General features: G+C 55.0%; 23 protein-coding genes and 1 tRNA gene. 12 read left to right on the top strand and 12 right to left on the bottom strand.

The genetic code is table 11. The features are described 5' to 3' along the window. Positions 1-15 precede the first annotated feature (15 nt). A complete protein-coding gene (locus tag FHR99_RS01560; protein ID WP_183408787.1) occupies positions 16-861 on the bottom strand; it encodes a PHP domain-containing protein in 846 nt (281 codons plus the stop codon). A gap of 106 nt (positions 862-967) precedes the next feature. Between FHR99_RS01560 and FHR99_RS01555 the strand changes: the two genes are divergently transcribed. The 5 genes from FHR99_RS01555 (at position 968) to FHR99_RS01535 (ending at position 4,105) form a co-directional block, all read left to right on the top strand. After that, positions 968-1,693, top strand: coding sequence for a VC0807 family protein (locus tag FHR99_RS01555; protein ID WP_183408786.1), 726 nt, complete (start codon positions 968-970; stop codon positions 1,691-1,693). Between the two features lie 28 nt (positions 1,694-1,721). Then, positions 1,722-2,021, top strand: a complete 300-nt coding sequence (locus FHR99_RS01550; protein WP_183408785.1) for a YciI family protein — start codon at positions 1,722-1,724, stop codon at positions 2,019-2,021. 70 nt (positions 2,022-2,091) lie between these two features. Then, on the top strand, positions 2,092-2,778 hold the full coding sequence (locus tag FHR99_RS01545; protein WP_183408784.1) for a TIGR04211 family SH3 domain-containing protein: 687 nt from the start codon (positions 2,092-2,094) through the stop codon (positions 2,776-2,778). Then, positions 2,778-3,338: a peptidylprolyl isomerase gene (locus FHR99_RS01540; RefSeq protein WP_183408783.1), complete on the top strand. Its 561-nt coding sequence runs from the start codon at positions 2,778-2,780 to the stop codon at positions 3,336-3,338. Before FHR99_RS01545 ends, FHR99_RS01540 begins: the two co-directional genes overlap by 1 nt. Next, entirely contained in the window at positions 3,335-4,105 is a 771-nt protein-coding gene (locus FHR99_RS01535) for a pyridoxine 5'-phosphate synthase (RefSeq protein WP_183408782.1), read from the top strand. The genes FHR99_RS01540 and FHR99_RS01535 overlap by 4 nt, the downstream gene beginning before the upstream one ends. A 79-nt stretch (positions 4,106-4,184) precedes the next feature. Here the strand turns inward: FHR99_RS01535 and FHR99_RS01530 are convergent, their stop codons facing one another. The 4 genes from FHR99_RS01530 to FHR99_RS01515 form a co-directional block, all read right to left on the bottom strand. After that, entirely contained in the window at positions 4,185-4,463 is a 279-nt protein-coding gene (locus tag FHR99_RS01530) for a hypothetical protein (protein ID WP_183408781.1), read from the bottom strand. Then, positions 4,460-6,082 (bottom strand): PepSY-associated TM helix domain-containing protein, encoded by a 1,623-nt coding sequence (locus FHR99_RS01525; RefSeq protein WP_183408780.1) that lies wholly within the window; start codon positions 6,080-6,082, stop codon positions 4,460-4,462. Before FHR99_RS01525 ends, FHR99_RS01530 begins: the two co-directional genes overlap by 4 nt. 16 nt (positions 6,083-6,098) lie before the next feature. Further along, complete coding sequence (locus tag FHR99_RS01520) at positions 6,099-6,368, bottom strand: hypothetical protein (protein ID WP_183408779.1); 270 nt, start codon at positions 6,366-6,368, stop codon at positions 6,099-6,101. A 120-nt stretch (positions 6,369-6,488) separates the two neighbouring features. Beyond that, on the bottom strand, positions 6,489-8,606 hold the full coding sequence (locus FHR99_RS01515; RefSeq protein ID WP_183408778.1) for a TonB-dependent receptor domain-containing protein: 2,118 nt from the start codon (positions 8,604-8,606) through the stop codon (positions 6,489-6,491). Positions 8,607-8,963: 357 nt separating this feature from the next. Between FHR99_RS01515 and FHR99_RS01510 the strand changes: the two genes are divergently transcribed. Then, entirely contained in the window at positions 8,964-10,739 is a 1,776-nt protein-coding gene (locus tag FHR99_RS01510; protein ID WP_183408777.1) for an acyl-CoA dehydrogenase C-terminal domain-containing protein, read from the top strand. A gap of 59 nt (positions 10,740-10,798) precedes the next feature. Here the strand turns inward: FHR99_RS01510 and FHR99_RS01505 are convergent, their stop codons facing one another. The 3 genes from FHR99_RS01505 to FHR99_RS01495 are packed head-to-tail and all read right to left on the bottom strand — an operon-like array spanning position 10,799 to position 15,190. After that, complete coding sequence (locus tag FHR99_RS01505; RefSeq protein WP_183408776.1) at positions 10,799-12,058, bottom strand: hypothetical protein; 1,260 nt, start codon at positions 12,056-12,058, stop codon at positions 10,799-10,801. Next, positions 12,058-12,828, bottom strand: a complete 771-nt coding sequence (locus tag FHR99_RS01500; protein ID WP_343067470.1) for an outer membrane lipoprotein-sorting protein — start codon at positions 12,826-12,828, stop codon at positions 12,058-12,060. The genes FHR99_RS01505 and FHR99_RS01500 overlap by 1 nt, the downstream gene beginning before the upstream one ends. Positions 12,829-12,847: 19 nt before the next feature. After that, complete coding sequence (locus FHR99_RS01495) at positions 12,848-15,190, bottom strand: efflux RND transporter permease subunit (protein WP_183408775.1); 2,343 nt, start codon at positions 15,188-15,190, stop codon at positions 12,848-12,850. 215 nt (positions 15,191-15,405) lie between these two features. Here FHR99_RS01495 and FHR99_RS01490 point away from each other — a divergent pair, with 215 nt between their 5' ends. Continuing rightward, entirely contained in the window at positions 15,406-16,800 is a 1,395-nt protein-coding gene (locus FHR99_RS01490; protein ID WP_183408774.1) for a class II fumarate hydratase, read from the top strand. Positions 16,801-16,852: 52 nt separating this feature from the next. Here FHR99_RS01490 and bfr (FHR99_RS01485) read toward each other — a convergent pair whose 3' ends face one another. Beyond that, a complete protein-coding gene (bfr, locus tag FHR99_RS01485) occupies positions 16,853-17,335 on the bottom strand; it encodes a bacterioferritin (protein WP_183408773.1) in 483 nt (160 codons plus the stop codon). A 36-nt stretch (positions 17,336-17,371) separates the two neighbouring features. Then, positions 17,372-17,836 carry a bacterioferritin gene (bfr, locus tag FHR99_RS01480; protein ID WP_183408772.1) on the bottom strand — a complete coding sequence of 155 codons (465 nt, stop codon included), beginning with the start codon at positions 17,834-17,836 and terminating at the stop codon, positions 17,372-17,374. Between the two features lie 308 nt (positions 17,837-18,144). On the opposite strand from bfr (FHR99_RS01480), the gene FHR99_RS01475 reads away from it, so the two are divergent. Next, complete coding sequence (locus tag FHR99_RS01475) at positions 18,145-19,830, top strand: hypothetical protein (RefSeq protein WP_183408771.1); 1,686 nt, start codon at positions 18,145-18,147, stop codon at positions 19,828-19,830. A 113-nt stretch (positions 19,831-19,943) separates the two neighbouring features. Beyond that, positions 19,944-21,626 carry a hypothetical protein gene (locus FHR99_RS01470; RefSeq protein WP_183408770.1) on the top strand — a complete coding sequence of 561 codons (1,683 nt, stop codon included), beginning with the start codon at positions 19,944-19,946 and terminating at the stop codon, positions 21,624-21,626. A 30-nt stretch (positions 21,627-21,656) separates the two neighbouring features. Here the strand turns inward: FHR99_RS01470 and FHR99_RS01465 are convergent. Both FHR99_RS01465 and gltX read right to left on the bottom strand, forming a co-directional pair. Continuing rightward, positions 21,657-21,732 (bottom strand) — tRNA-Ala (locus FHR99_RS01465). 74 nt (positions 21,733-21,806) lie between these two features. Further along, positions 21,807-23,297, bottom strand: coding sequence for a glutamate--tRNA ligase (gltX, locus tag FHR99_RS01460; protein ID WP_183408769.1), 1,491 nt, complete (start codon positions 23,295-23,297; stop codon positions 21,807-21,809). Between the two features lie 138 nt (positions 23,298-23,435). Here gltX and dusA point away from each other — a divergent pair, with 138 nt between their 5' ends. Genes dusA through FHR99_RS01445 form a run of 3 tightly spaced genes read left to right on the top strand, consistent with a single transcriptional unit; the run spans position 23,436 to position 25,819 of the window. Continuing rightward, positions 23,436-24,410 carry a tRNA dihydrouridine(20/20a) synthase DusA gene (gene dusA / locus FHR99_RS01455; protein ID WP_221200406.1) on the top strand — a complete coding sequence of 325 codons (975 nt, stop codon included), beginning with the start codon at positions 23,436-23,438 and terminating at the stop codon, positions 24,408-24,410. Positions 24,411-24,419: 9 nt separating this feature from the next. After that, positions 24,420-25,364 (top strand): transaldolase, encoded by a 945-nt coding sequence (tal, locus tag FHR99_RS01450; RefSeq protein WP_183408767.1) that lies wholly within the window; start codon positions 24,420-24,422, stop codon positions 25,362-25,364. 2 nt (positions 25,365-25,366) lie between these two features. Next, positions 25,367-25,819, top strand: coding sequence for a tellurite resistance TerB family protein (locus tag FHR99_RS01445; protein ID WP_183408766.1), 453 nt, complete (start codon positions 25,367-25,369; stop codon positions 25,817-25,819). The last annotated feature ends 20 nt before the right edge of the window (positions 25,820-25,839 follow it).

The following is a 25,839-nucleotide window of genomic DNA, read 5'->3' as shown; positions in this document are numbered from 1 at the left end:
GTGGTGCTCCTATTTTTAGGGATTTGCTGGTGGATTATCCGTTTGCCAGGCCCGCCAGACCGGCACGCAGCTGCCCACCAGGTCGGCCTCGCAGCCCACGTCATTCCAGGGACTCTCGGCATGAAAATCACTGCCAATCGAAGCCATCAAGCCAAAGTCTCTGGCCAGACCCCGCAGATGCGACAGGTCTGATTGGCTCCAGCGACGGCCATTCACCACCTCCAGCGCACGACCACCCGCGTCATTGAAGGCGATCACAAGGCGGCGCAGTTTGCTGCGTGTCAGCTTGTAGTGCAAGGGGTGAGCCAATACGGCCACGCCACCACTGCTGACAATCCAGTCCACCACCTCGTCGAGCTGGGGCCAATGGGTTTTCACATCGCCGATCTTGCCGGCCCCCAGATAGCGGTCAAAGGCCTGTTGCAGGGAGTTAACCGCCCCTCGCTCAAGCAGCAGCTGCGCAAAATCCGGGCGCCCCAGGGCCTTGTGCGGACCCACCCGCTGCCGCGCCTCATCATACAAGCCGGCATGACCGCGCTTGGCCAGCTTTGCGTCAATCGTTCGGGCGCGCTTGTCTCTCGCCTCCTCTTGCTCCGCCACGGCCTCTTTCAGCACGCCATTGTGTAAGTCGATATTGAGTCCCACTACATGCACCGTCACGCCCGACCAGACACAGGACAGTTCGATACCGGGAATAATCTGCAGTGGCGGGTTTTCAGGAAGGTGATGGTAGGCCGCCAGGGTATCGTGGTCAGTGATAGCCAGCATCTCGACCCCCTGATCCAAAGCCCGTTGAATCAGAACCTTGGGTTCAAGACTGCCGTCTGACAGTGTGGTGTGAGTGTGAAAATCGACGCGCAACGCTACCTGACTCCCAAAAATACGGTGGCGAACGCCCTCCGTGTTGGCCGGTCAGGGCAAAGCCAGTATAGTGTCCGCTCGCTGGAAACCTGACCTGCAGTCATCAATGAGTGAACCAACCGCTACCTCAGCCGACGCACGTGCTGCCAAGAAACCCCACGGCAGTCTGCTCGCCAATCTTGCCTTCAATCTTATCATCCCCACCCTGATTCTGACTAAACTGGGCAAGGAAGAATACCTGGGACCGAGCGGGGCCATCGTGGTCGCGCTGGCGTTTCCGATTGGTTACGGCCTGCGGGATTTCGCAAAAACCCGGGAGGCAAACGTATTCTCCATTCTCGGGGTGTTCAGTATCGCCCTTACCGGCGGCATCAGCCTTCTGCAGCTCGACCCGAAATACATCGCCATAAAAGAAGCTGCTATTCCCGGCCTGATTGGTCTGGCAACCCTGATTTCCCAGTACACGCCGTATCCTCTGGTGCGCACCTTCCTGTTTAATGACCAGATCATGCAGGTGGAGCGCATCACCGCGGCTGCTCGGGAAAAAGGCACTCTGGCCCTGCTCAACAAGCGACTCAAGGTTGCCACCTATCTGGTAGCCTGCTCCTTCTTTTTGTCCTCGGTATTGAACTATCTGCTGGCCAAGTGGGTCTTGGTAAGCCCCCCCGGGACAACCGCTTACACCGAAGAGCTGGGCAAGATGACCGCGCTGAGCTTTCCGGTGATCGCCATACCGAGCATGATCGTGATGATGATTTCGCTGGTGTATCTGTTCACCGGCATCGAAAAATTTACGCAATTAAAGCTGGAAGATATTCTGCAGCAACATTAGCCTTCCGGCGCCTTGATAGGAGTTGAACGTGTTATTTGCCATAAACTGTCAGGACGTTCCCAATAGCTTGCCACTGCGCAAGCAGGCTCGCCCGGCCCACTTGGCCCGTCTGGAACAGCTGAAAAACGAAGGTCGTCTGATTCTGGCTGGCCCCTACCCTGCCATCGAGAGTAACGACCCGGGTGAAGCGGGTTTTACCGGCAGCCTGGTTGTCGCAGAATTTGATTCGCTGGAAGCGGCCCAACACTGGGCAGACACCGACCCCTATATCGAAGCGGGTGTCTATGCCAACGTCAGCATCAAGCCCTTTAAACATGTACTGCCCTGAGCGGTTTAATCTGCCGGAGCGTTACGGTAGATTAGCCCTCAAAATTATAATGCATCGCTGGAAGCCCATAGTGAACAAGTTAGTAGCCTCAATTTTCATCGCCGCCTTACTCGGCAGTGCGGGATTCACCAGCCCGGCGCTGGCCCAGAACGACGTTCGATACATTACCGATCGCCTTTATGTGCCCCTGCGTAGCGGCAAAAGCGCAAGCCACCGCATTCTGCACAAGGGCCTGCCCAGTGGTACCGCGGTATCAGTACTGGAAACCGATGATGAATCCGGCTACAGCCTGATCCGCACCCGACGCGGTTTGGAAGGCTGGATCTTGAGCCGCTATCTTGATCGCGACCCGGTAGCTGAGATCAAGCTCGCAGAAGCTACCGCCCGGGTAAAAAGCCTGGAAGAGGAAAACAGCAAGCTGAAACGCGCCTTCAGTAATGCGGCCGGTGCCTCCAAAGAGGCGAAATCCACGGTTTCTGAGCTGGAAGCGGAGAATGTCCGTCTCACTGAAGAGCTCGAGGAAATCAAACGAATTTCTGCTAACGCTATCCGTATGGAGCGAGAGTATCAGGCTCTGTCAGAAGCCCACCAAATGGTCAAAGACAAAGTTGACGTACTCGAAACTGAAAATAGCCGCCTGCGCGAGAACCACGAAAATGAAGCCTTCCTGAACGGCGCCTTTGCGGTGATTCTCGGTGTACTGGTTGCTATCGTGCTACCCCGCCTGCGTCCGCGCAAACGTTCGGAGTGGATCTGATGATACGTCGCCTACTGCTACTTGTTCTGCTCGCCATCAGCCCTCTGGCGCTGGCCAACCCAACGGTCACACTGCACACCACACACGGTGACATTGTGATGGAGCTTTACCCGGACAAAGCGCCGGTCACCGTTGAAAACTTTTTGCAGTATGCCCGCGACGGTTTCTTTGAAGGCACGATCTTTCATCGCAGTATCCGCCGTTTTGTTATTCAGGGCGGTGGCTTTACCGCCGATCTCGAAGAAAAGCCGACCCGCGATCCGATCATCAACGAAGCCGACAATGGGCTGACCAATGACCGCTGGACCGTGTCGATGGCTCGCACCAGTGATCCGAACAGCGCCACATCCCAGTTCTTTATCAATGTCGGCCTCAACCTGAGCCTCGACCGCCGCGCCGGGCGCGACGGTTACGCCGTATTTGGCAAAGTCATTGACGGGCAATCGGTGGTTCGAGAAATCAACAATCTTCCCACGCACACGGTTGGCTTTATGCGCGATGTGCCCAAGGAAAAAGTGATCGTCGAGCGCGTCAGCCTTGGCGAGACCTCAGCACAATGACGACACCCGCACTAAGCATCAATCTCAACAAGATTGCCCTGATTCGTAATTCCCGGGATACCGAATATCCCAGCGTGACGGACCATGCGCAGCGCTGTATTGATGCCGGTGCCGATGGCATTACCGTTCACCCGCGCCCGGATCAGCGCCATATTCGCGCAGACGACTGCTATGCGCTGGCCGATATGCTCAGCGTGGAATTCAATATTGAAGGCAACCCCTTTGCCGCGCCGATGAAGTCGGATCGCAAAGGCGTGAGTGATTATCCCGGCTTTCTGGAAATTGTGCGCCGCACCCGGCCAGCCCAGTGCACACTGGTCCCAGACAGCAACGCACAACTGACATCTGACCACGGCTTTGATCTGACCCAGTCAGGCGAACAGTTAAAGCCGGTTATTGAGGAACTGAAAAGTCTTGGTTGTCGCGTCAGCCTGTTTATGGATCCGGTCATTTCCCAGATAAAACTGGCCAAGGCTGTGGGTGCAGATCGCATTGAGCTTTATACCGGCCCCTACGCTGATGCCTTCAGTCAGGGCGATCACGAAGCCAGTCTGCAGGCCTTCAGCGATGCCAGCGCATTCGCCACCGCGATTGGTCTTGGAGTGAATGCCGGTCACGATCTGAACCTGCTGAATCTGGAAACCTTCCGCAAAGCCTTACCCGATCTATTGGAAGTATCGATCGGTCACGCCTTTACGGTGGATGCCATCGAGCTGGGGCTGCGCGACTGCATTGCCTCCTACCAGCGCTGTCTCGGCAAACACTGAGATTATTCCCAACAAGCTGCTCAGAAATCAGAGACTGAGCACTGGCACTGCCACTAATGTGCTCTTGAGAACCGCAAACTTAACGGGACGCCAAGGTAGAAAGGCTCAGCACCACGCACCAACCCACCATGAAAACCGCGCCAAACCAAATCAGAAATGCTGACCAATAGCCAAGCGCCATGAGTGGGAGCGCAGGCAGAAACAGTGCAACGGTCAACAGCTTGCGTTGATTAGCGCTCAAAGCCCCGCGATCGCGAATACGCTGAACACGCAGCCGCTTTGGGTCGCGATCAGCCAATAACCAGAGAATCAGTGCACTGGGAATAGCCAGCAACAGGGCAACAACATCAATGCTCATGCCGCATCCGCCACCCGTTCCGCCACGGTTTTGTCTTCGTCTGTGCGCTCGATGTTTATTTCTTCCGGCGAGCTGTGCGGGCGCTTGTAGCGGAGACAGGCCAGCGCACCGAGGATAAAACAGAGGTCCATGACAAAGACCCAGCTGAGCCCGGACGACAAGGCCATGCCCCAACCCGGCCCTTCTGCCGCCAGCCAACGCAACAGCGGCAGCAACAGCATGATCCCGCCAGTCAAACGCAGCAGTAGACGATTTGCAGCCTCAGCCGAGCGGGCTCCAAAACTCAACAACGCCGTTGCCAGTAGCCCGCCAAGAAAAACGTATAACAGCGAATACCCAAGACCACTGACACCGTCAATCAACAGAAAATAACCCGCCGCGACCGCCGCCAGTGACGCGGGCAAGCCATAGCCCAGCCAGGCTGTTGCTCGCGCCAGCTTGTCCCAGCCCGGTTCAGATTCCCGACGTCGCGTCCACAACACCATACCAGTCAGCGCCACATAAGCGCTGGCAAAACCCAGCGCAAACCAGACGATCTTGGAAGGCGTGCCTGCGAAGTTGCCAAAATGGAGTGGCGACATCAGGCCGGCAAGGTCACCACCAAAAGACGGTTCATTACCCAAATTGGGTTGGGTCTTGAAAAACTCGCCAGTCGCGCCCTTATACAACACCGCACCGGGCAGCAAACCGCCCTCCTCGGCCGACATGCGCACCGTAACCAACGCATCGGCGCGGCCCCAGTGATTCACGAACATATTCTGGGGTTCACCGCCGGTTCGCTCAGCCGCTGATACAAGGATCAAATCCAGATCCGCCAGTGGAGCGGGCGAGGAGTCTTCACCCACTTCCGGCTGCAACACTTCCAGCGCGGTTTCCACATCGCCGCCAAACGCTATCGCTGCCAGCATCGGCAAGCCAATCGCGCCACCAAAACTGAAAAAGGCCCCGGTAAAGGCCAGCACAAAGGCAAAGGGCAGACTCCAGCTGCCGGCAATCACGTGCGCATCCCGCGCAGCCAACACATCCGCACGTCGCCGGCGAAGGGTAAAAATATCCTTGATCAGATGCCGGTGAATCACAAAGCCGCTGACTGAGGCCACCAGCATGGCAAAGCCCAGCAATCCAGTCGCCCACAAGCCCCATTGACCGGGCAATAGCAGACGAATGTGCAGGTCGAGCAGGAAGTTGGAGAGCGCGTTGTTGCCAAAATGGCGGAAAACCTCATCTGCCGAACCCGTAACGCGATCAAGCTCTTCAAGACTCGCCGGTTCCAGCAGAATCAACGTGCCCTCTTCAACCGCCTCACGGCCCTGCTCGGCCTCAACATGGGTGTGAAAAAACGCCATTAGCCGACCGTCAGAGGAAGGAAACACGCCGACTTCATCGAGATAAGCCGGATCAACTGACGCCGCCAGTGTTTTCATTCGCGCGCCAATACCCGACGGCAGCGGAGCCTCGCCCGCCTGCGACGGCGGATTTGCCCACACCCCTAGCTCATGTTCAAACACCGCCAGAGTGCCGGTCAGAATGACTGTATATAGCAGGAGACCGAGAAATACCGCAGAGCAGCCGTGGATGGCGAGCAGTGACTTGGTCATTCGAGTGGAAACGTTAATCATCGGACTCGCTCATCCCTCACGCCGCAGCCTGCAGGACATCGGCAGTTTGTGCGAAATGCCACGCAATAAGCCCGCCGTTCAACAACGTGAGCCCAGCCACGACGCCGTAGGCGCGCAATAGTTTCTGATCAAGGCAGGCATAGAAAAACAATACGCCCCAAGCTCCCGGGAACAGCACCAGCGGCACCGCGACGTTGTTGATCATAGCCGGGCCAGGCGCAATAACCACCGCCAAGCCGCCCATGACGGCTACGGAGCAGAGAAAAACCAGAGGCCCAGCCAGCACAACACGCCACCAAAAAACGGCACGAGAGGTGGTAGAGCGTGTAGATTGGCGAGACATAGCGGGAGCCGGGTTATTGAAGCACGGTGCATGGTATCCCAAAACGGAATGATTCGCATTTGTCTAAAAGCGATAATTGGCTTCCAGCGCGATCTCACGCGGGTCTCCCACGATCACGGCTTGCAGATCGACCGAGGGGCTATCGATCTGATCGGTGATATAAACCTGATCGGTAAGGTTGCGCCCGGTCAGGCTCACCTCCCAATCGTTCCCCTGATAACCCAGCCGCGCGCCCCAAAGGTTGCGAGAATCGGTCATCAGGCCTTCGGTATTTGCCCGGTCGGTAAAGGACGCATCTGCATGGCTATAATTTATACGGGCATACCAACCGGCTGCATGATTCCAGTTCAAGCCGATATTGCCGGTAAAATTCGCCGCCAACGGAAACTCGTTACCCGCGAAATCGGTGCCATCCTCTACGTAGTCCTCGAATTTGGTTTTGACGTAACCCAAACCCATATCAACGCTGAAGCCCATTGGCAGAAATGCCGCGATCTCCAACTCCGCGCCTCGCGCAGAAGCCGAGCCAACATTGTCTGTGCGAATGGTCGTCGCATCCAGACGCACACCGACCTGCATATCTTCATAGGAAATATCGAACAGGCTGACGGCAAGGTTCCAGCCATCGCGCTGGATGCGCAGGCCCAGATCATAGTTTTCTGTGGTTTCTGGCCCGAAGGGCGGTGCCTCACCGGATACAACAAAGTCGACACCACCCGCGCGATAGCCTTCGCTGCGGGTGAGAAACAGATTGATGTCATCGCTGATATGCCAGGTTGCACCCAGCTTGCCTAGCGCCACGTAATCGCCGTTAGGGTAGGTTTCATCCACATCCTGAAAGCCGCCGTTCTGCAGTGCCACCAGCAAAACATCGCTGCTTGATACCAGGCCAAAAGCGCCGTTGATATTGCCACCCGTAACCGGATTGATCGGCGTGACTTTCTGCAACTCAAAGATCACGCGGGTAATCGCGCTGTTTTCTTCATAGCGGCCACCGGCCGTGAGAGTGATAGCCTCATTGAGGTTGTAGTCAAACTCGGTATAAAAGGATTTAACCCGCGCATCCCGGCCGAAACCGATAATGGAATCCGTCCGCGCACTGGCGCCAGCTGCCACCTCAACCGGCAAGTCAACGCTCGGGGTAATACCCAGAACGAAGTCCTCGCTATAGTAGAGCCCGGCCACACCTTTAAAGGATTCGAACTCCAGATTAAAACGCAGTTCAGCCGTTTGGTTGTCGAACTCTACATCGTTGATAAAGTAGCCGCCCCGCTCCTCGGAAATATCGTAATCACCGCGGCGCTGGTAAACCGTTTCTGAAGAACTGAGCAAGAGCATCATTCGCATCTCATCGCTCAGCTCCAAGGTCTGACGCAGAGAGATCAGGTCGGTATCGTCTTCGAAGTGACCGTCCTGATTGTCGGTCGCTTTGTATTCCTTGGCCAGTTCCGGTGCGAGAAAGTCCGGGCCCGCCCGCAAACTGGTTTTCTGCACACCAAGGTGAGCGGTGTATATGCCTTTGTACCAGGACACCTTGCCACGCAGCATCTGGCGCGTGCGCTCCTGCCAGGTATCGTCATCACGCGTGATGTTGGTGATGTTGTCGTCGGTATGGTTCTGTTCCAGCGAAATTCGCCCTGCCAGTCCTTCACCGCGATCATCTGTGTAAATCGGGAACCCGAGAGCCACTGCCGCTTCCCAGCTATTGTGGCTGCCATAGGAGAACCGCGAACGACCATTAAATTCTTCACCCGGTTGCGGCATTACACTGTTAACCACAATCGCCCCCGCCAATGAACCGGGGCCGAAGGCCGTCGATTGGGGACCTCGGTAAACTTCAACCTGAGCCACGTCAAAGGCATTGGCAACGCCACGCCCCGACTGCCTGACACCGTCGACAAAGATACTGACCGTGGGCCGGCCTACCCCTCCCTGCCCGACACCCTGATTAGAGATACCCCGCATGGAGAACTTGTCTTCGGTGGCAGCGTTCAGGTTAGGCGCCCGCAACAGAAGATCGTAGATATCCCGGATATTGCGCGCTTCCAGCTCGACCTGATCGACCACAGAAATGCTTGCGACAGTGTCTAACTCGGTGCGTTGAATAGGTGCACCGTAGACCACCACCTCTTCCAACGGTGATGGATCTGAAAATGCTCCGGATAGACTGAAAGCGGACACAAATGTAAGCGCCAAAGATTTTCTGAGGGGTGACATGTTGATCCTACAACTCGTTTGCGCCCCTGGATATCAGGGACTCCGGCCGGTAGCAGCGCCAAATCCACTCTACAGCCGCAAAGGCGTCAAAGTTGCGAACTATAATCATTCTCGATTGTGTTTACAATCACACATACTTCAACAGCCAGACAGCAATATCGCAGGGTGTTCCCCTGCATCCCCCGCGATAAAGCAAGCATTCAGCGCAGTGAACCAGAACAGAGGAATTGCCGTAATAGCAATGTAATCAGTGTTCACAATTGGCATTAAACAGCTTGTGACAGTCGTTGGATAAGCAGGCTCAGTGAAGGAGAAACCTCCATGCAATACCAGGCTCCAGCAAACGATATTCGGTTCTTGTTATTCGATGTGTTGGGTGTAGACCGGCTCCACGAGCTGGAAAAATACGCCGAAGCCACTCCCGACCTGATATCTGCGGTCATCGATGAAGCCGGCAAACTGGCGGCAGAAGTGATCCAGCCCACGAATCAGACCGGTGACCGCGAGGGCTGCAGCTACGATCCGGAAACACATGCGGTCACGACGCCAAAAGGTTTTAAGGAAGCCTACAAGCAATTTGTTGAAGGTGGCTGGACAGCGCTGGATGCGCCGCCGGAGTTTGGCGGACAGGGACTGCCCCATACACTCAAATTCGTTGTCGACGAGATGATGTGCTCTACCAACCTTTCGCTGGGCATGTACCCGGGACTGACCCATGGCGCGATTAGCGCCCTCTTCGCCCACGGTTCCGACGAGCTAAAGAACATTTATCTCGAGAAGCTCATCTCTGGCGAGTGGACCGGCACCATGTGTTTGACCGAGCCCCAGTGCGGCACCGATCTCGGCATGATCCGCACCCGCGCTACACCGAACGATGACGGTAGCTATGCTATCGAGGGCACTAAAATCTGGATTACCGGCGGTGAACACGATCTGGTCGATAACATCGTTCATTTGGTACTGGCCAAGCTGCCTGACGCACCGGATACCACCAAAGGCATTTCCCTGTTTGTGGTTCCGAAATTTCTGCCCGACAGCAGCGAGCGCAACCCCGTGTTCTGTGGCGGCCTGGAGCACAAGATGGGCATCAAGGGCTCGGCCACCTGCGTCATGAATTTTGAAGGCGCGAAGGGCTGGCTGGTTGGCGAAGCCAACGATGGTATGCGCGCCATGTTTACCATGATGAATGAAGCCCGCCTGATGGTCGGCATGCAGGGGCTGGGTCTGGCTGAAATGGCTTTTCAGGAGAGTTTGGATTTTGCTCGCGAACGCCTGCAAGGTCGATCGCTCGGCGGACCGAAAAACGCAGATGGTCCAGCCGACCCCATCATCGTGCATCCGGACGTTCGCCGGATGTTAATGCGTCAAAAGGTTCTGAACGAAGGTATGCGCGCGCTGGCACTTTACACCGGTCGTCATCTTGATTTGTCTGTAGCCCACCCGGATGAAGCCGTGCGCGAAGCCTCCGATGATCTAGTGCAATTGCTGACGCCGGTAGTAAAAGGCTTTTTAACGGACGAAGGTTTCAATAACGCCAACACCGGCCTGCAGGTTCTGGGCGGTTCCGGCTTTACCACCGACTGGCCGCTGGAGCAGTTGGTCCGCGACGGCCGGATTGCCCGCATATACGAGGGCACCAACGGCATTCAGGCTATGGATCTGGTCGGCCGCAAACTGAGTCTGAAAGGCGGCAAGCTGGTCGGCGGCCTGTTCAACGAACTTACCGGCTACCTCAAAGACAATCCGGAAGCCCCGCACCGTGAGGAGCTTGAAGGCGCAATCAAGTCTCTGGAAGAAGCCACTCTGTGGCTGGCCAGCAACGCACCGAAAGATCCGGAACAGGCCGGCGCGGCGGCAACGCCCTATCTGCGTCTGATGGCGCTGACGGTAATCGGGTATCTATGGTCACGGATGGCCGGCGTGGCTGAGAAAAAACTGGCAGACGCTGACGCCAACACAGCCTTGCTGGAGAGCAAGCAGGTATCAGCGCGTTTTTACTTTGAAAAGTTGTTGCCAGAAGTGCATTGGCTACTGGATGACATCAAGTCTGGGAAAGATAGCTTGATGGCCTTCGATAACAATCACTGGGCTGCATAAGGCCACACTGACGAAATGGGCGGCCTGGCTTATAAACGTGCGAACCCAAGCCGCCAATTTTAGAAGTAGAGGTTGTACTCCAGCTGCAAATAGCCGTCGCGCCGTACGAGGAAGAATGAGCGATCCTCGGGCGGCACATCATGAAAGGCACGTGCTTCTACACTGAGCTTACTGGCACTGCCGATGCGACGACTAAATTCTACGCTGTAAAATTGACTGTATTCTTCGAGGTCCACAACGACCCCGGCCAGCAAGGCGGTACCGGCTACATCGTTTGCGGCCCAGCGCGCACCGACGAAGAGGTCATTCTGAAAGCCGCTGCCCTCATCGCCCCGCTCGTCCCACAAATACTCAGCCAGTACGCCGATATCGCTGGCATTTCCTGAAACACCGTAAAAGGTACGCTCAAAGCCTAGGCTTGCCGCTGAATAGTCATCACGCCGTTCGATGGCAGGGTTTAAGGCTGTGGCAACTGAATTGAATTCGTCACGCCAGAGCGCTTCGAGCTTGAACAGCCAATCCCCTGCTGTGTATTGCGCATCCACACTGAACTGGTCCATCAGACCGTAAAACGGACGCAAGGACTGCACCTGAAGGCGCGGGCCCACAGGTGTCATTACCGGCACGACGGAACCGGGTACCAACTTGGGATCGCGTTGATTCCCGGAGAACCACGCCACACCGTAATCCAAGGCGCCGACCCAGCCCTGATGGCGAAGCGCCCAATCAACATGTTTTTCTTCAGCACCGGATTGGTAGAGCGGATCATTGTCATCAACCGGCAGTGGTGGCCTTAAGCGACCTTCTTCACCGGGGAACGCACGCTCTCGAAAATACGGCAACACAAATAACCGCGTGCTGCTGCCATTGTCCGCCACATAATTTATACGCAACATCGGCTGGCCGAGCTTGTCTTCGCCGTCGAGGTTTTCCAGCGCGTCATCCTGGTTGATGGTATCCACCAGATGCAGCAGTTCGGTGCGCCCCCAGAATACTCGGGAAATACCCACGAGAATTTCCCACTGTCCCAATACACCCTGCCAGTGCAGCTCGCGGATATCGCCGTGAGTTCGTTCGTCGTCGGCAGAGTCCACTCTGGCGAAAGGCGTAACGGTGATGCTGTGCGCGCCGCCCTGCCAATCGCGATACCATTCCGGTGTCACCGCCAGCGACAACGACGCATCCTTTTGCTCGGATTGCAGTGCGTTTTCTGTGTAAACCCGTGCCTCTAGTTGCAGATCCACTTCAAAGGTCTGACGCGCATAGGCTTGACTGGAAAACATCAGCACAAAGGCAAGCAGACCACTGGCGACTTTCATCAGCGCATTCTCGCCAGACCGGACTGATTGAACTCTCGATCATCAAAGCCGTTGGCAAAGGTATAGTCGGCAAAGGTCAGGGTCGTACTTTTCATTGTCTGGTGATTGACCATCTCCAGACGCTGGGCGCGCCAGTGTTTATTCAGGTACTGCTGATAATCGTGAAAGGTCAGGGTTTTGAGGTGGCTGTCCTTGCGATCATAGTATTCCACTTTCTGAACCCGGTACTCGGCTTTATCCATCCAGACGATTTGACGCGAATAGCCGGAATCCTCATCCACCGGATCGCGCTCAATGACAAAGCAGTCCTGACCATTCAAGGTTTCGTCGCGAAGATATCGATAGGTGTATTTCTCCACTTCCTGAGAGGAAATGTCTTCGTAGGCAAACTCGGAGCCCATAAAGGGGCCAGACTTATTGCTCGAGGCAATCCGTTTGACGCGCTTTAGCGCTGGCAAGTACAGCCACTGGTCGTCATCGCCCACACGATGACTGAACGTCAGCAGCGCCGTGCCACGCACATCGCGCGGCTCATCAAAAATGATCAGGCTCTTGTCGCCGTCATCAGCCACTTCCAGCGCCTTGTTGCGCATCTCGCGCACGCTTTCATCGCCCTGCCGGTTGCGCAGCACCATGTTCATGGTGGCACTGGAATCTCCCCAGCCCAAATCCCGACGATCCGCCTCACGGGCAATGGCGAGCCCCTTATCTTCGGCACTTAAGCCATCGTATTGCGCCAGCGAAGTTCCGGCGACAAGACTCAGCAATATGGCAGCTAACACGTTAATTTTACGACGCGGATGATTCACAGGCAGTCTCCATAGTCTGTTCAGATGCTTTTTCACGATCGGCCCAAAGTAATACCACGGGCAGCAACAGGAAATCCGTTATCAGCGCGCAGGCAATTCCCATCACCGTCAATAGTGACATGCTGGCGGTAGGATAAAACGCCGAGTAGCACAGCACCAGAAAGCCGAGCGCCAGCGTTAAGGACGTTACCAGAAGTGCCGGCCCAACCGTGCGGAAGGTATGCACTACAGCCTCCTCCGGGCTGATATTCTGCTCGCGACGAGCACGCAGATATTTGCTCATAAAGTGGATGGTGTCATCGACGATAATGCCGAGCATCACCCCCATCGAAAAGGACATGGTGAAGTTCACTTCACCGTTGTAAATCGCCCAAAGGCCAAAGGCCATGCCCATGGGAAAAAGATTGGGCACCAGACTGACCAGACCGAATTTAAGGCTGCGCAGGGCCAGCACCAGAATCACTGAAATACCCAACAGTGCCAGGGGAATCCCTACGGCCATGGAGCTGAAATTGCGCTCGGCAATAAAGGCAAACATGACTGCAGGGGATACCCCGGTGGCGGCCAGATCCGGCGCGTTGTCCCTCAACCACTGCTGACCGGAAAACAGGGTTTCGCGGGTTTCCCGAGATTTCAGGTGCTCAAAGGTCACAATAAAGCGCGACGCCGTCTTATCCAGATTGATGCTGTTGTTCAGATCCAGTCCGAATGGCAACGAGAACTCATACAGCAGCAGGTACTGGGCCGCCATATCGCGCTCGGTGGGCAAGCGATACCACTCCGGATCGTCACCGTGAAGATTCTTGTTCAAGCGCTTGAAAATATCCGACACGCTGGAAACGTGCATCACCTTTGGATTTTCGTACCACCAGTTTTTAAAGGCATCCAACTGTGCAAGATATGCCGGGTCTGCCACGCCGTTTTTCGCAGGCAGCGAAAACTCCATGGTGTACAGACCAGTAATATTGTCCGCCATAAAATCTGAATCGTTGCGGAACTGAATACGCTCATCAAAGTAGTGCACGAATTTGTCGTTGGCCTCATTGAGCGGAATCATCGCCATCAATGCCGCCGAAATCAGCGCGGATGACCAAAAGACGGGGCGTTTGTTGCGCACAGTCCATTCGCCGAGGGCCATCATTCGAGCAGCCATGAAACTGCCTTTGCGGGCCGGTACCTTGACCGGAAAGATCGCAATCAAAGCGGGCAGCAGTGTGATCGACAACAGCCAGGCCAGAATCGACCCCATCGCTGAAATATTGCCGAGATCATGCAGCGGTGGAGAGTCTGCAAAGTTGATCGACAGCAGACCGAGCGCGGTGGTAATCGAAGTGAGGAAGACCGGCATAAAGTTCAGGCGCAACGATTCCACCATCGCCTCCTGTTTACTCTTGCCCTCACGCATCAGCGCGAACAACGAAACCAGAATATGCACCGAATCAGCAACGGCCAAAGTGGTAATAACAATGGGCGAAATGGCCGACGGTGACGTCAGGCTAATACCGAGATAGCCCGCCAGCCCCATCGCGCCGACCGTCGAAAACACAATAATCACAACCGTAGCCGCGGTCGCTGTTACCGAACGCAGGAACAGATACACCACCACAATCAGCAACCCGTACATCAGCGGATACAGGGATTGGATATCCGCCATTGACGCCTCAGCAAAGGTATTGCTCATCATGTTCGAGCCGCTGAGGTAGATACGGTGTTCCGGGTATTCGGCCAGCAACTCGTCGCGCAATTGGCGGGTTGCCGCCACCGCTTCGGTCACCTCCATCGAGGATTTGCCAAGGTATTGATGTGTTACCGCAACGGCCAGTACCCGGCCATCACGACTGCTCAGCCTTCCTGCCAGCAGGGGTTCATTGATGGCTACCGCGCGAATCGCGGCAAGTTCGGCGTCCGTTAGCCCTGCGGGGTTATCGACCAGATCAGCGACCTTGAGATCATCCCCTTCCGCCTCGGTGTGCTGAAAATTAGTAACCGAATCGATGCGGATAACATAAGGCAGCCCCCACGCGCGCTCGGTAAAGGTGTCGACAAGACTCAGGGTTTCACGGTTAAAGGTGGTGTCCCCCGGCGGTTCGATAACCACCATGGTAATGTCGTTCTTGTTATAGACATTCTGAACCTGATCGAAGGCTTTTAGCTGCGGGTTCTCAGGCCCAAAATACACCCTGTAGTCCGTTGAAAAACCCAGATAGCGGGCGCCATAGGCAAACCAGCCCACCAACAGAATACTCAAGATAACGGTGAGCCAACGATGGGCCATAATGCCCTGCCCCATCCTCACCACAAATCGATCAATGGCATTAAGCATACCGACAGTCTCCAACCCCCATTTCAATTGAGTGCTATTTAAACATGTCGGCTGCCAAAGAAAACGGTGCCGGTGCTTCTCGGCCTGCACAAGGTTTGTGCGATCTGGCTGCCACGTACCACGCTGACGCTGGCATCCGTGGGGAAATTCACATTTACAGCCTTGCGCCTTTGCGCGACAGTGGATTTAAGGAGACAACGCTGGAGGGGCCATCCATGAATGAGAAAACCGCATTCCGCATTGAAAAAGACAGCATGGGCGAACTACAGGTACCCGCCAATGCGCTCTATGCCGCCCAGACCCAGCGAGCAGTCAACAATTTCACCGTTAGTGGTCTGCGAATGCCTTCCACTTTTATTCGCGGTCTACTGCTGGCCAAAGCGGCAGCCGCCAGAGCGAATGCAGAGCTGGAGCAGATCACGCAAGCCATGGCCGATGCCATCTGTCAGGCCATCGACCAGCTACTGGCCGACGAGAACTTCATGCAGCATTTCCCAGTTGATGTTTTTCAGACTGGTTCCGGCACCAGCAGCAATATGAACGCCAACGAAGTGCTGGCCACACTGGCAAGCGATATTCTTGGCCAGACCGTTAACCCCAACGATCACGTCAATTGCGGCCAAAGCAGTAACGATGTGATTCCCTCCAGCATTCATATCAGCGCAGCCGTCGAGCTGCACAGCCATCTGCTACCGGCGCTTCGTCATCTGGCTACCACCATTCGCAGTAAAGCGAAATCGGTCGAGCATCACGTTAAAACCGGGCGCACCCACTTGATGGACGCGATGCCAATTACCATGCGTCAGAGCCTTGAGAGCTGGGCGGCGCAAATTACTCAAGCCGCTGACCGGCTGGAGAGGCGCCAGCCCGACCTGCTGACACTTGCCCAGGGCGGTACGGCGGTCGGCACCGGTATCAACGCCCACCCGGCCTTTGCCGAAGCATTTAATCGCCAGCTAGAAAAAGAGACCGGTCTCGCCTTTCGGCCAGCCGCAAACTTCTTTACTCACATCGGCTCGCAGGATATTGCGGTGGCTCTGTCAGGCGAATTGAAAGCCACGGCGGTAGCGATCATGAAAATCGCTAATGATCTTCGCTGGATGAATTCCGGTCCGCTGGCCGGGCTCGGCGAGATCGAGCTGGAAGCCCTCCAACCCGGATCCTCGATCATGCCGGGCAAAGTAAATCCCGTGATCCCGGAAGCCGCAGCCATGGTTGCCGCCCAGGTAATCGGCAATGACAGCGCCATTACTGTCGCCGGGCAATCCGGCAATTTTGAATTGAATGTGATGCTACCGCTGGTAGCCCACAACCTGCTGCAAAGTATTGAACTGCTAACCAATGCCAGCCTGCTGCTGGCCGACAAGGCCATTGCTACATTCAAAGTGAATGAGGAAAGACTGGAAGAAGCCTTGGTCCGAAACCCCATTTTGGTTACCGCGCTAAACCCGGTGATCGGCTACGCCAAAGCCGCTGAAATTGCCAAAAAGGCCTACAAAGAGGGGCGAGCAATTCTCGATGTAGCCAAGGAAGAAACCAGCTTGAGCGAAGAGGACTTGAAGGCCTACCTCGATCCTCACGAACTGACCAAAGGCGGTATCGCAGGTTAATCGACCAAAAAAAATGCCGCGATTGCGGCATTTTTACTGCGCTTGAGAGAGCTTACTCCCCGGCTGATTCCATCTGCGATTGCAGGTAGTTTTCCAGCCCCACCAACTTGATCAGGCCCAACTGTTTTTCCAACCACCAGCGGTGGTCCACTTCGGTGTCCTCCAGCAGCTTCTCAAGAATTTCGCGCGTATTGTAATCGCGCAGTGACTCACACAGCGCAATGGTTTCTTTAAGGGCATCGCCCACCGCAACCTCGACATCCAGGTCACTCTGCAGCATTTCCGGGACGGTTTTACCCACCTTGATCGGTTCGCGGGTAACCATATCCGGCGTGCCTTCAAGAAACAGGATCCGCTCGATCAGCTCCGAGGCATGTCCTTTTTCATCTTCAAACTCATGGGCGATGCGCTCATGTAGCTTTTGCAGGCCCCAGTCGTCATACATGCGCGAATGAATAAAGTACTGATCCATGGCGGCCAGCTCGTAACTCAACAGGCCGTTGAGCGCCTCAATGATTTTCTTTTCACCTTTCATCGTTTTTCCTCCTGCCTAGTCTGATTCTGCGACGGTTTACATCTGCGACTGCAGGTAGTTTTCCAGCCCGGTGTTACTGATCAGGTATTCCTGGGTTTCGATCCAATCCACGTGCTCCTCTTCATACTCGAGGATATCCTCCAGCAGATCCCGGCTTACGTAGTCCTGAGCGTTCTCGCAGAAGGCGATGGCATCACGCAGCTTGCCAAGCTGCTCATGCTGCAGGGCCATATCGCACTTCAGCATTTCCTGTGGATTTTCGCCAATACGGATCTTGTCGAGCTTTTGCAGGTTAGGCAGCCCATCAAGAAACAGAATGCGTTCGATCAAATCATCCGCCTGCTTCATATCCTTGATCGACTTTTTGTAGCTCTTCTCATTGAGTGCTTCTAGCCCCCAGTTTCGATACATACGGGCATGAAGAAAATACTGGTTAATGGAGGTCAGCTCGGTTGTGAGCAAGCCGTTCAACAGCGCTATAACCTTGGCGTCGCCTTTCATGCGGTTCTCCTGAACGCCACACAGTCTGTGCGGCTCAAAAATTGTGATGTAGACATTGTAATCCCGCCGCCCAGAAAGTCAATTTTTCTATATTTTTCAAGGAGATACAAAATATAATGCAAATAATTACCATTGGCTTTCAACAATCTTTTCAACCCGCATACAACTGCCCCCGATGAAATCAAAACAGCTCAAAACCTTTCATGGCGGGCATTGCCCCATTACAGTCAACGTCTTAGTATGACAAACTACTAACAGACCGGATCATTCTGATCCAAATTCTTGATAGCAATGGATTTGTCGACCGCATGAAACTGTTCCGCCGCAAGGGGACTTCCAGCCACAGCCAGTTTGAGCTGGACAGCGAAAGTGTATCCGCGTGGGTGATCCGATTACCGCGGGCCAACATCGCGGAAACCGGTAAACAGGTCTATCAGGCGCTGGACGAGCTCTCGAAGCTGAATTGCAGTTTTCATCAGCGTCTGGAGGTACTGGAGGCTCTTCGTCCCACTATCAATATGGTCTTGCGCGGGCTGCAGCCACGTTACCTCAACGCACCAATCGTGCTGCCGGAAAAAACAGGGACCATCGTTCGGCTTTGTAACGCATTCAATCTGCGCCTTATCGACAACTACCGTTTGGTCACGGAATCGCTTCTCAGCCATGGCTGGGTGAGCCGACACAAAATGTCACTGGCCCTGGCAATTCATCGAGAACTAACCGAGCGCAGCCAGTTACTTTTGAGAAGTCATCTTCTTTACCAGAGCGAGGGCAAGAGCTACTGGAAAAAACTGCATGAGTGTTTCCAGATTGCCAAGAAATACAAACTGGAAAATATAAGGATCTTTGATCCTGACCACGGACACTGCACCGTTGAGCGCGCCTACCTTCGTCCGATGCTTTTCGTTGGAGCCCACCCCTATCAATTACCGCAGCAGTCACAGCTAAAGTTGCACGAGGACTTGCACTTTTTGTCCGAGCACGTTTGGATTCGAGATACTGACGTACGCAAGTGCTGTTTTCTATTTAATCCAGCGGAAAACCAGCCACCTATTTACCAGGAGTTGTGTGAAAATTCCGAAGGTTGGCTGGGCATTGATACCACCGATGCCGTGAAACGACTTGCCCGTCAAATGCGGGCCAGCGCCAATACCAAGGATGGCCTGCCGCCCGAACTATGCTACAAGCTGCAACAGGCCTGGAGCAGCATTTCTGACCGTGTTGAACAGCGCAATGATGTGGTGCAGAAACTGGATATCGCGGTTGGCTTATCCTCTGTGCATTTCTTTGCAGCGCAAGAACAGCCCTTTGAGGCTTTTACCCGAGATCTGCAAACGACCAGCCCAAATGATTCCGATGACCTTTGGTCACACGTTCAGGACCCTGACGCTCCTGCACATGAGTATGAGGAAGGGGAAGCCAGCATTGAGTTCATTGATTACTCAGACCCGCAGCAGAAAAATGCAGACAAAAATAAGACCCGCTATCGTCATTTTCTGGTTCACACCGTCAATGCAAGTCGAAACGGGTACTGTATTGCCTGGCCCGCAGAGGAAAGCGACCAAATTCGCAATGGTGATGTTATTTGTCTGCGCGATCTCGACGCACCTTGTTGGAGTATCGGCTGCATTCGTTGGCTGAAAAAGCAGAGCGAAGAAGAGTTGCATGCGGGGATAGAAATCCTGGCGCATGCTGCGGAACCCTTTGTTGCGCGCAAGCTCGATGACGGTCGGATACTGCGCGCCCTACTCCTCGGCAACGAGAGTGTTTCCGGTAAACCGCAAAGTCTGCTGTTGCCCGCAGGCACCATACCGCCGTTTACAGAGATGGAGCTGAATCAACCTGCCGGCCGGATGCGGGTAACACTAGGAAAACTCCTGCAAGAGACCCGGCACTTTACGCGCTATGAATACAGGCTGACTCAGCACGACAGTTCGCCGGAAGGCGAGGATAAAGGAGATGAGGATTTGAGCGGTGCCTGGGAAATCATTTAGGCCGCATTGCCGGCGCCCCCTGTAAGACCGATAAGAATTCCCGCCCCTTCGAGAGCATTTATCGTATACTCTTGTTTTTTCGCAAGCCTTGTGGCAGAAGGTATGCTAATTGCATGAAACTACCTAGGTCAGCAAAAAAACAACACCTCCTGTTCGAATCAGGGCGCGAAAGCGTATCCGCATGGGTAAATCGGCTGCCTCGGGCGAATCTATCGGAAACTGGCAAACAGCTATATCGAGCACTGGAGGAGCTGTCGGGGCTGGATTGCACTTTTCGGCAACGCCTTGAGATCCTTGAGGCCCTTCGCCCCTCGGTAAACCTTGTTTTACGCGGCCTGCGTAATAACTATCTAAACACTTCAATAGTACTGCCTGAAAAAGCAACCGCGTTTGTACACTTCTGTAACGCGCTAAACCAGCAACTGGTGGACAACTATCGTCAAGTTTCCTCAGCCATTCTCGAGCGCAGCTGGGTGGGCCGCTACAAGTCCTCACTTGCACTTTCTCTGCACCGAGAGCTTAGCGAGCATAGCCAGTTACTGCTGAGACAATACAATCTCTATCAGGGTGAAGATAAGACGTTTTGGGAGCGGATTCATGCGTGCTACCGCATCGCGCACAGATACCGGCTTACCGGCACAAGAATTACCGACAATGATCATGGTCACTGCACTCTGGAACAGGCCTACCTCAGACCCATGCTATTCGTGGGTGCCAACCCATACCAGTTAACTCAGCAATTCCAGACCCAACTGCATGAAAACCTGCACCAACTGGCTGAGCACACGCGCATTCATGAAACAGACCCACGAAAGTATTGTTTCATGTTTGACCCCTCTGGGACTCAGCCGCTCGTTTACCAAGAGTTGTGCGAAAATGCCGAGGGTTTACTCGGCTTAGATACATCAGCCTTGGTCGAACACATCACGCGTCAACTCAACAATGACGGCGACTCAGAAACGGCACTTCCGTCTGCCCTGTGCCGAAAGCTGTTACGCGTCTGGAGCAGTATCAGCGACAGGATTGAGCAGCGTAATATCGACACACAAAAGCTGGAACTCGCTGCAGGCCTTGCATCCACGCATTTTTATGTTGGCAAGGAACAAGCCCTCGAGGATTTCACTCGCGGCCTGGAAGCGGACATAGTGCACTACAACAATGGCGAGTCCTTGTCGACATTACTGGAAGAACACATTCCACACCAACAGATTGGGCCGGAAGAATACTCGGTCGAATTCGTAAGCTACTCTAATTCGCAGCATGACATCACGGATGAAAAAAGTCGCAGCTACCGTCACTTTTGGGTTAATACCGTTAACTCCAGCGGCAATGGCTACTGTATTTCCTGGCCCACCAGTGAAAGTAATGTGCTGCTCAACGGGGATGTGATTTGCGTGCGGGAGGCAGATGCTCCCTGCTGGAGTGTTGGCTCAATTGGCTGGGTCAAACGGCATACCGAAGAAGAGCTGAGAGCAGGGATTATGATTCTCAGCCACGCAGCGGAAGCCTACGTGGCACGACCGGTAGGTAGTGGCTACGTCTATCGCGCCCTGCTGCTGTGTGCTGAACGTGTGTCTGGCAAATCGGAGGGCTTGCTGCTTCCGAATGTTTCGCTACCCCCTCAGACTGAACTGGAACTGACGCAACCAGGACGCCGAAAACGTGTACACATCGGAAAGCTGCTGCAGAAAACCCGTCACTTTGCGCTATACAGCTATGATCTCGACAAGCAACAAAACGGTAGCGCTGAAGAGAACAAAGGAAAAATTCTCGAAGAAGCTTGGGATAGTATCTAGAGCTTTGCCTTAGAAAAAGACAAAGAAATTTGGTGGAGCTAGGCGGGATCGAACCGCCGACCTCTTGCATGCCATGCAAGCGCTCTCCCAGCTGAGCTATAGCCCCCCACGCGAGAAGGTGCGCATAATAAGCAGACTCCCGAGGCCTGTCAACTCGTATGCGCACCTATTTCAATTTTTTTAGCCGGTGATCTCCGCGTAGCGTTTTTCCAGCTTTTTAAGTTTCTTTTTGCCCACCCCGCCGAGCAGATTCAGCGCATCGCGCAGTCGCGCACGACTCATATCCGGACCAAGCACGACCATGGAATCAAACACTGAGATCGACGCGGTGCTGCCAGCAACAGCAATAAAGAGCGGCGCGACAAAATCTTTCATTTTCAGCTCCAGCGCATCGGCCACGGTCTTGAGAGACTGAAAAATTGCATCGCGATTCCATTCTCGCAAGTTATCCAGCTGCCATACGCAGAGCTGCAGCAGCTCTACCAAGGCGTCTTCCTGTACCGCCAAGCCCTGAAAGCTCTCAGCCGTCAGCCGCAGCTTGCCGGAGAAGAAGAAGGCCGCCAGCGGCGCCAGATCACTGAAGGTTTCCATGCGCGGCTGGGCATGGGGCAGGATGTCCAGCAGACGCTCTCGATTGAAGGCCCAATCTCTAAGACGGTCGGCCAGCTGTTCCAGACTCAGTTCTTCGCGAATCCACAGGCCGTTGAGCCAGGAGAGTTTCTCAACATCAAAGATCGGCCCACCCAGGCTGACCCGCTGAATATCAAAGGCGGCGATCATGTCGTGCAGCGAGAATTTTTCGCGCTCATCCGGCATGGACCAGCCCATACGCCCCAGATAGTTCAGCAGTGCTTCTGGCAGATAACCCATTTTCTGGTAGTACAGAATGCTGGTGGGGTTCTTGCGCTTGCTGAGTTTGCTTTTATCCGGATTACGCAGCAGCGGCAGGTGGCACAGTACCGGCATCTCCCATCCAAAGTACTGATACAGCAGTTTGTGCTTGGGGGCAGAGTTGATCCACTCCTCACCACGTATCACGTGGGTAATTCCCATAAGGTGGTCATCGACGACGTTGGCCAGATGGTAGGTCGGCATTCCGTCGGATTTCAGCAGAATCTGGGCATCCACCTGCCCCCAGTCCAGCTCCACCTCGCCACGCAACATATCGTTGACGACACAACGGCCGTCATCCTCTGGCACCACCATGCGAATTACATAGGGAGCACCCTCCGCTTCGCGTTTCGCCTGCTCGTCCTCAGACAGCTTCAGGTCGCTGGGTTTCAGCGCGGTACGCTGACCGGCTTCACGGCGCTGCTCCCGCAAGGCGTCCAGCTCTTCCGGGGTGCGGTAGCATTTAAAGGCGTGACCGCTGGCCAGCAGCTTTTCAACGTGCTCCCGGTAAATCTCGCTGCGCTCGCTCTGGCGATAGGGGCCCGCCGCGCCGCCCACATCGGGGCCCTCATCCCATTCCAGGCCAAGCCAGCGCAGGGAATCGAGAATCGCTTGCTCGGATTCAGAGGTTGAGCGCTGTTGATCCGTGTCCTCTACCCGCAGCAAAAACTGGCCGCCATTGGCCTTGGCAAAACAGTAGTTAAACAGGGCGATATAGGCGGTACCCACATGAGGGTCGCCGGTGGGAGATGGAGCAACGCGGGTGCGAACAGCAGTCATAATGATTCCTGATGACGAATTTCATACAATAGGCGGCTGGCGCCGAAAGGCGGCCATTATACGTGTTCACTTCCTGCAACTCACCCGGAAACCCCAGTGTCGCCAGCCAAACTCAATCGCCGTTTCTGTATTGCCCCCATGATGGACTGGTCAGACCGCCACTGTCGCGTGTTCTGGCGCCAGCTCACCCGCGATGCGGTGCTCTATACCGAAATGGTGACTACAGGCGCCCTGCTCCACGCCGAGCCCGCCCGCTTTCTCGATTTTGACCCCAGCGAGCATCCGGTGGCGTTGCAACTTGGTGGCAGCAACCCAGCGGATCTGGCGCGTTGTGCGGCCATGGCAGAACAATGGCAGTACGACGAGGTGAACCTCAACTGTGGCTGCCCCTCGGATCGGGTTCAGAACGGTAGTTTCGGCGCCTGTTTGATGGGTGAGGCCGCATTGGTTGCTGATGGCGTAAAAGCCATGCGCGATGCCACCTCCCTGCCGGTTACGGTGAAACACCGCACCGGGATCGATAATCTGGATTCCTACGAATTTCTCACCGATTTTGTGGGCACCGTGGCCGAAGCCGGCTGCGAGGTCTTTATCGTCCACGCCCGCAAGGCCTGGCTCAGCGGCCTCAGCCCGAAACAGAATCGCGAGATCCCGCCACTGGAATACGACAAGGTCTACCGTCTGAAAAAGGATTTCCCGCAACTGGAGATCATTATCAACGGTGGCATTCAGGAGCTGGATGCGGCAGAAGAACACCTGCAATACGTGGACGGTGTGATGATGGGACGCAGCGCCTATCAAAACCCTTCGATACTCTGCGGCGTCGATCAGACCTTCTATGATGCCAAAGACAATAGCGAGCCCTTCACCGCGCTGGAAAACTTTTTCCCCTATGTCGAGTCACAACTTAAACGCGGTACCCGCCTGAACCATATGACCCGGCATATTCTGGGCCTGTTCAATGGCCGCCCTGGGGCGAAACAGTTCCGCCGGCACCTGTCGCAGAATGCCTACAAACCAGGTGCTGACCTGAAAGTTCTACAGGATGCGGTGAATTGCCTCAACAAGGACAGGGTTTTGCCGTTACACTCGGAGACTCTGCTGGAAAACTAACGGATTACTATGACAAGCAAGCTCGACCAACTACGCAACTTCAGTGATGTGGTTGCCGACACCGGTGACATCGAAGCGATCAAACGATTCCAACCGCTGGATGCCACCACCAACCCTTCTCTCCTCCTGAAAGCCGCCAGCGTTCCCGGCTATCAGGCCATGATTGATGAGCATGCAGCGGCCGTAACGGCTGGCAGCTCGGAAAACGAACTGCGCCACACCGTCAATCGGCTGGCGGTGGCCATCGGCAGTGAGATCGCTGCCATTGTGCCGGGGCGCGTATCAACAGAAATCGACGCCCACCTCTCTTTTGATACCGAGGCCACGGTTGCCCAAGCCAAAGAGATCATCGAACTCTACGCCGCTCGAGGCATTGGCGCGGAGCGCATACTGATCAAGATAGCATCCACATGGGAAGGCATTCGCGCTGCAGAACAGCTGGAAAAACAGGGTATCAACTGCAACCTGACGCTGCTGTTCGGCTTTGGTCAAGCGCAGGCCTGCGCGGATGCGGGAGTCACCCTGATCTCGCCCTTTGTCGGCCGCATTTACGACTGGTACAAACAGCGTGGAGAGGAACAGACCGACCCAGAGCAGGACTACGGCGTCGCCTCCGTACGCCGCATTTACCGCTACTACAAAGCCCACGCTTACAACACCATCGTAATGGGCGCGAGCTTTCGCAATACCGGCCAGATAGAGGCTCTGGCGGGCTGTGATCGCCTGACCATCAGCCCCGCACTTCTAGAAGAACTCAGCGGCGACAGCGACAAGCTGATACAACGTCTTGGCAGTGGCGAAGTAGAAACCGATGACGCTCGCGAACAACTAAACGAGAGCGCCTTTCGCTTTGCCCTGAACGAAGACGCCATGGCGACCGAGAAACTGGCCGAAGGCATTCGCTTGTTTGCTGCCGACCAGCGCAAACTGCAGCAACTGCTAATTGAGCGCTGAACATGCTGCGTAAACTGCAACAGTTCTTTACTGAACAGATGGCCCCACAGGATTCAGGTGATGTGGAGCATCGCCTGCGTCTCGCCACCGCTGCCCTGCTGATCGAGCTGTCAAAGGCCGACTTTGAGCAAGACAGTAGTGAGCGCGAGGCCATCGAACAACTGCTGCAACGCGACCACGGTGTGACCGCCGACGAAATAGAAACCCTGATGGCATTGGCCGAGGAACAATTTGCCGAGGACAACGCCTACCATCCCTACACCAGCCTGATTAACGAACACTTTTCACCTGAGCAGAAAGTCGCCTTGATCGACACGCTATGGCAGGTAGCGATCGCGGATGGCGAGATATCCAAATATGAAGACCATCTGATCCGTAAAATTTCGAAACTCATCTACGTACCGCACCGGGAGTTTATCCGCAGCAAACTCAAGGTCACCGAAAACGGGCACTGACCATTCAACTCAGCTGTAGC

This window comes from Litorivivens lipolytica (assembly GCF_014191715.1).
GTDB classification, from domain to species: domain Bacteria; phylum Pseudomonadota; class Gammaproteobacteria; order Pseudomonadales; family Spongiibacteraceae; genus Litorivivens; species Litorivivens lipolytica.
This window is presented reverse-complemented; position numbering and strand designations above follow the sequence as displayed.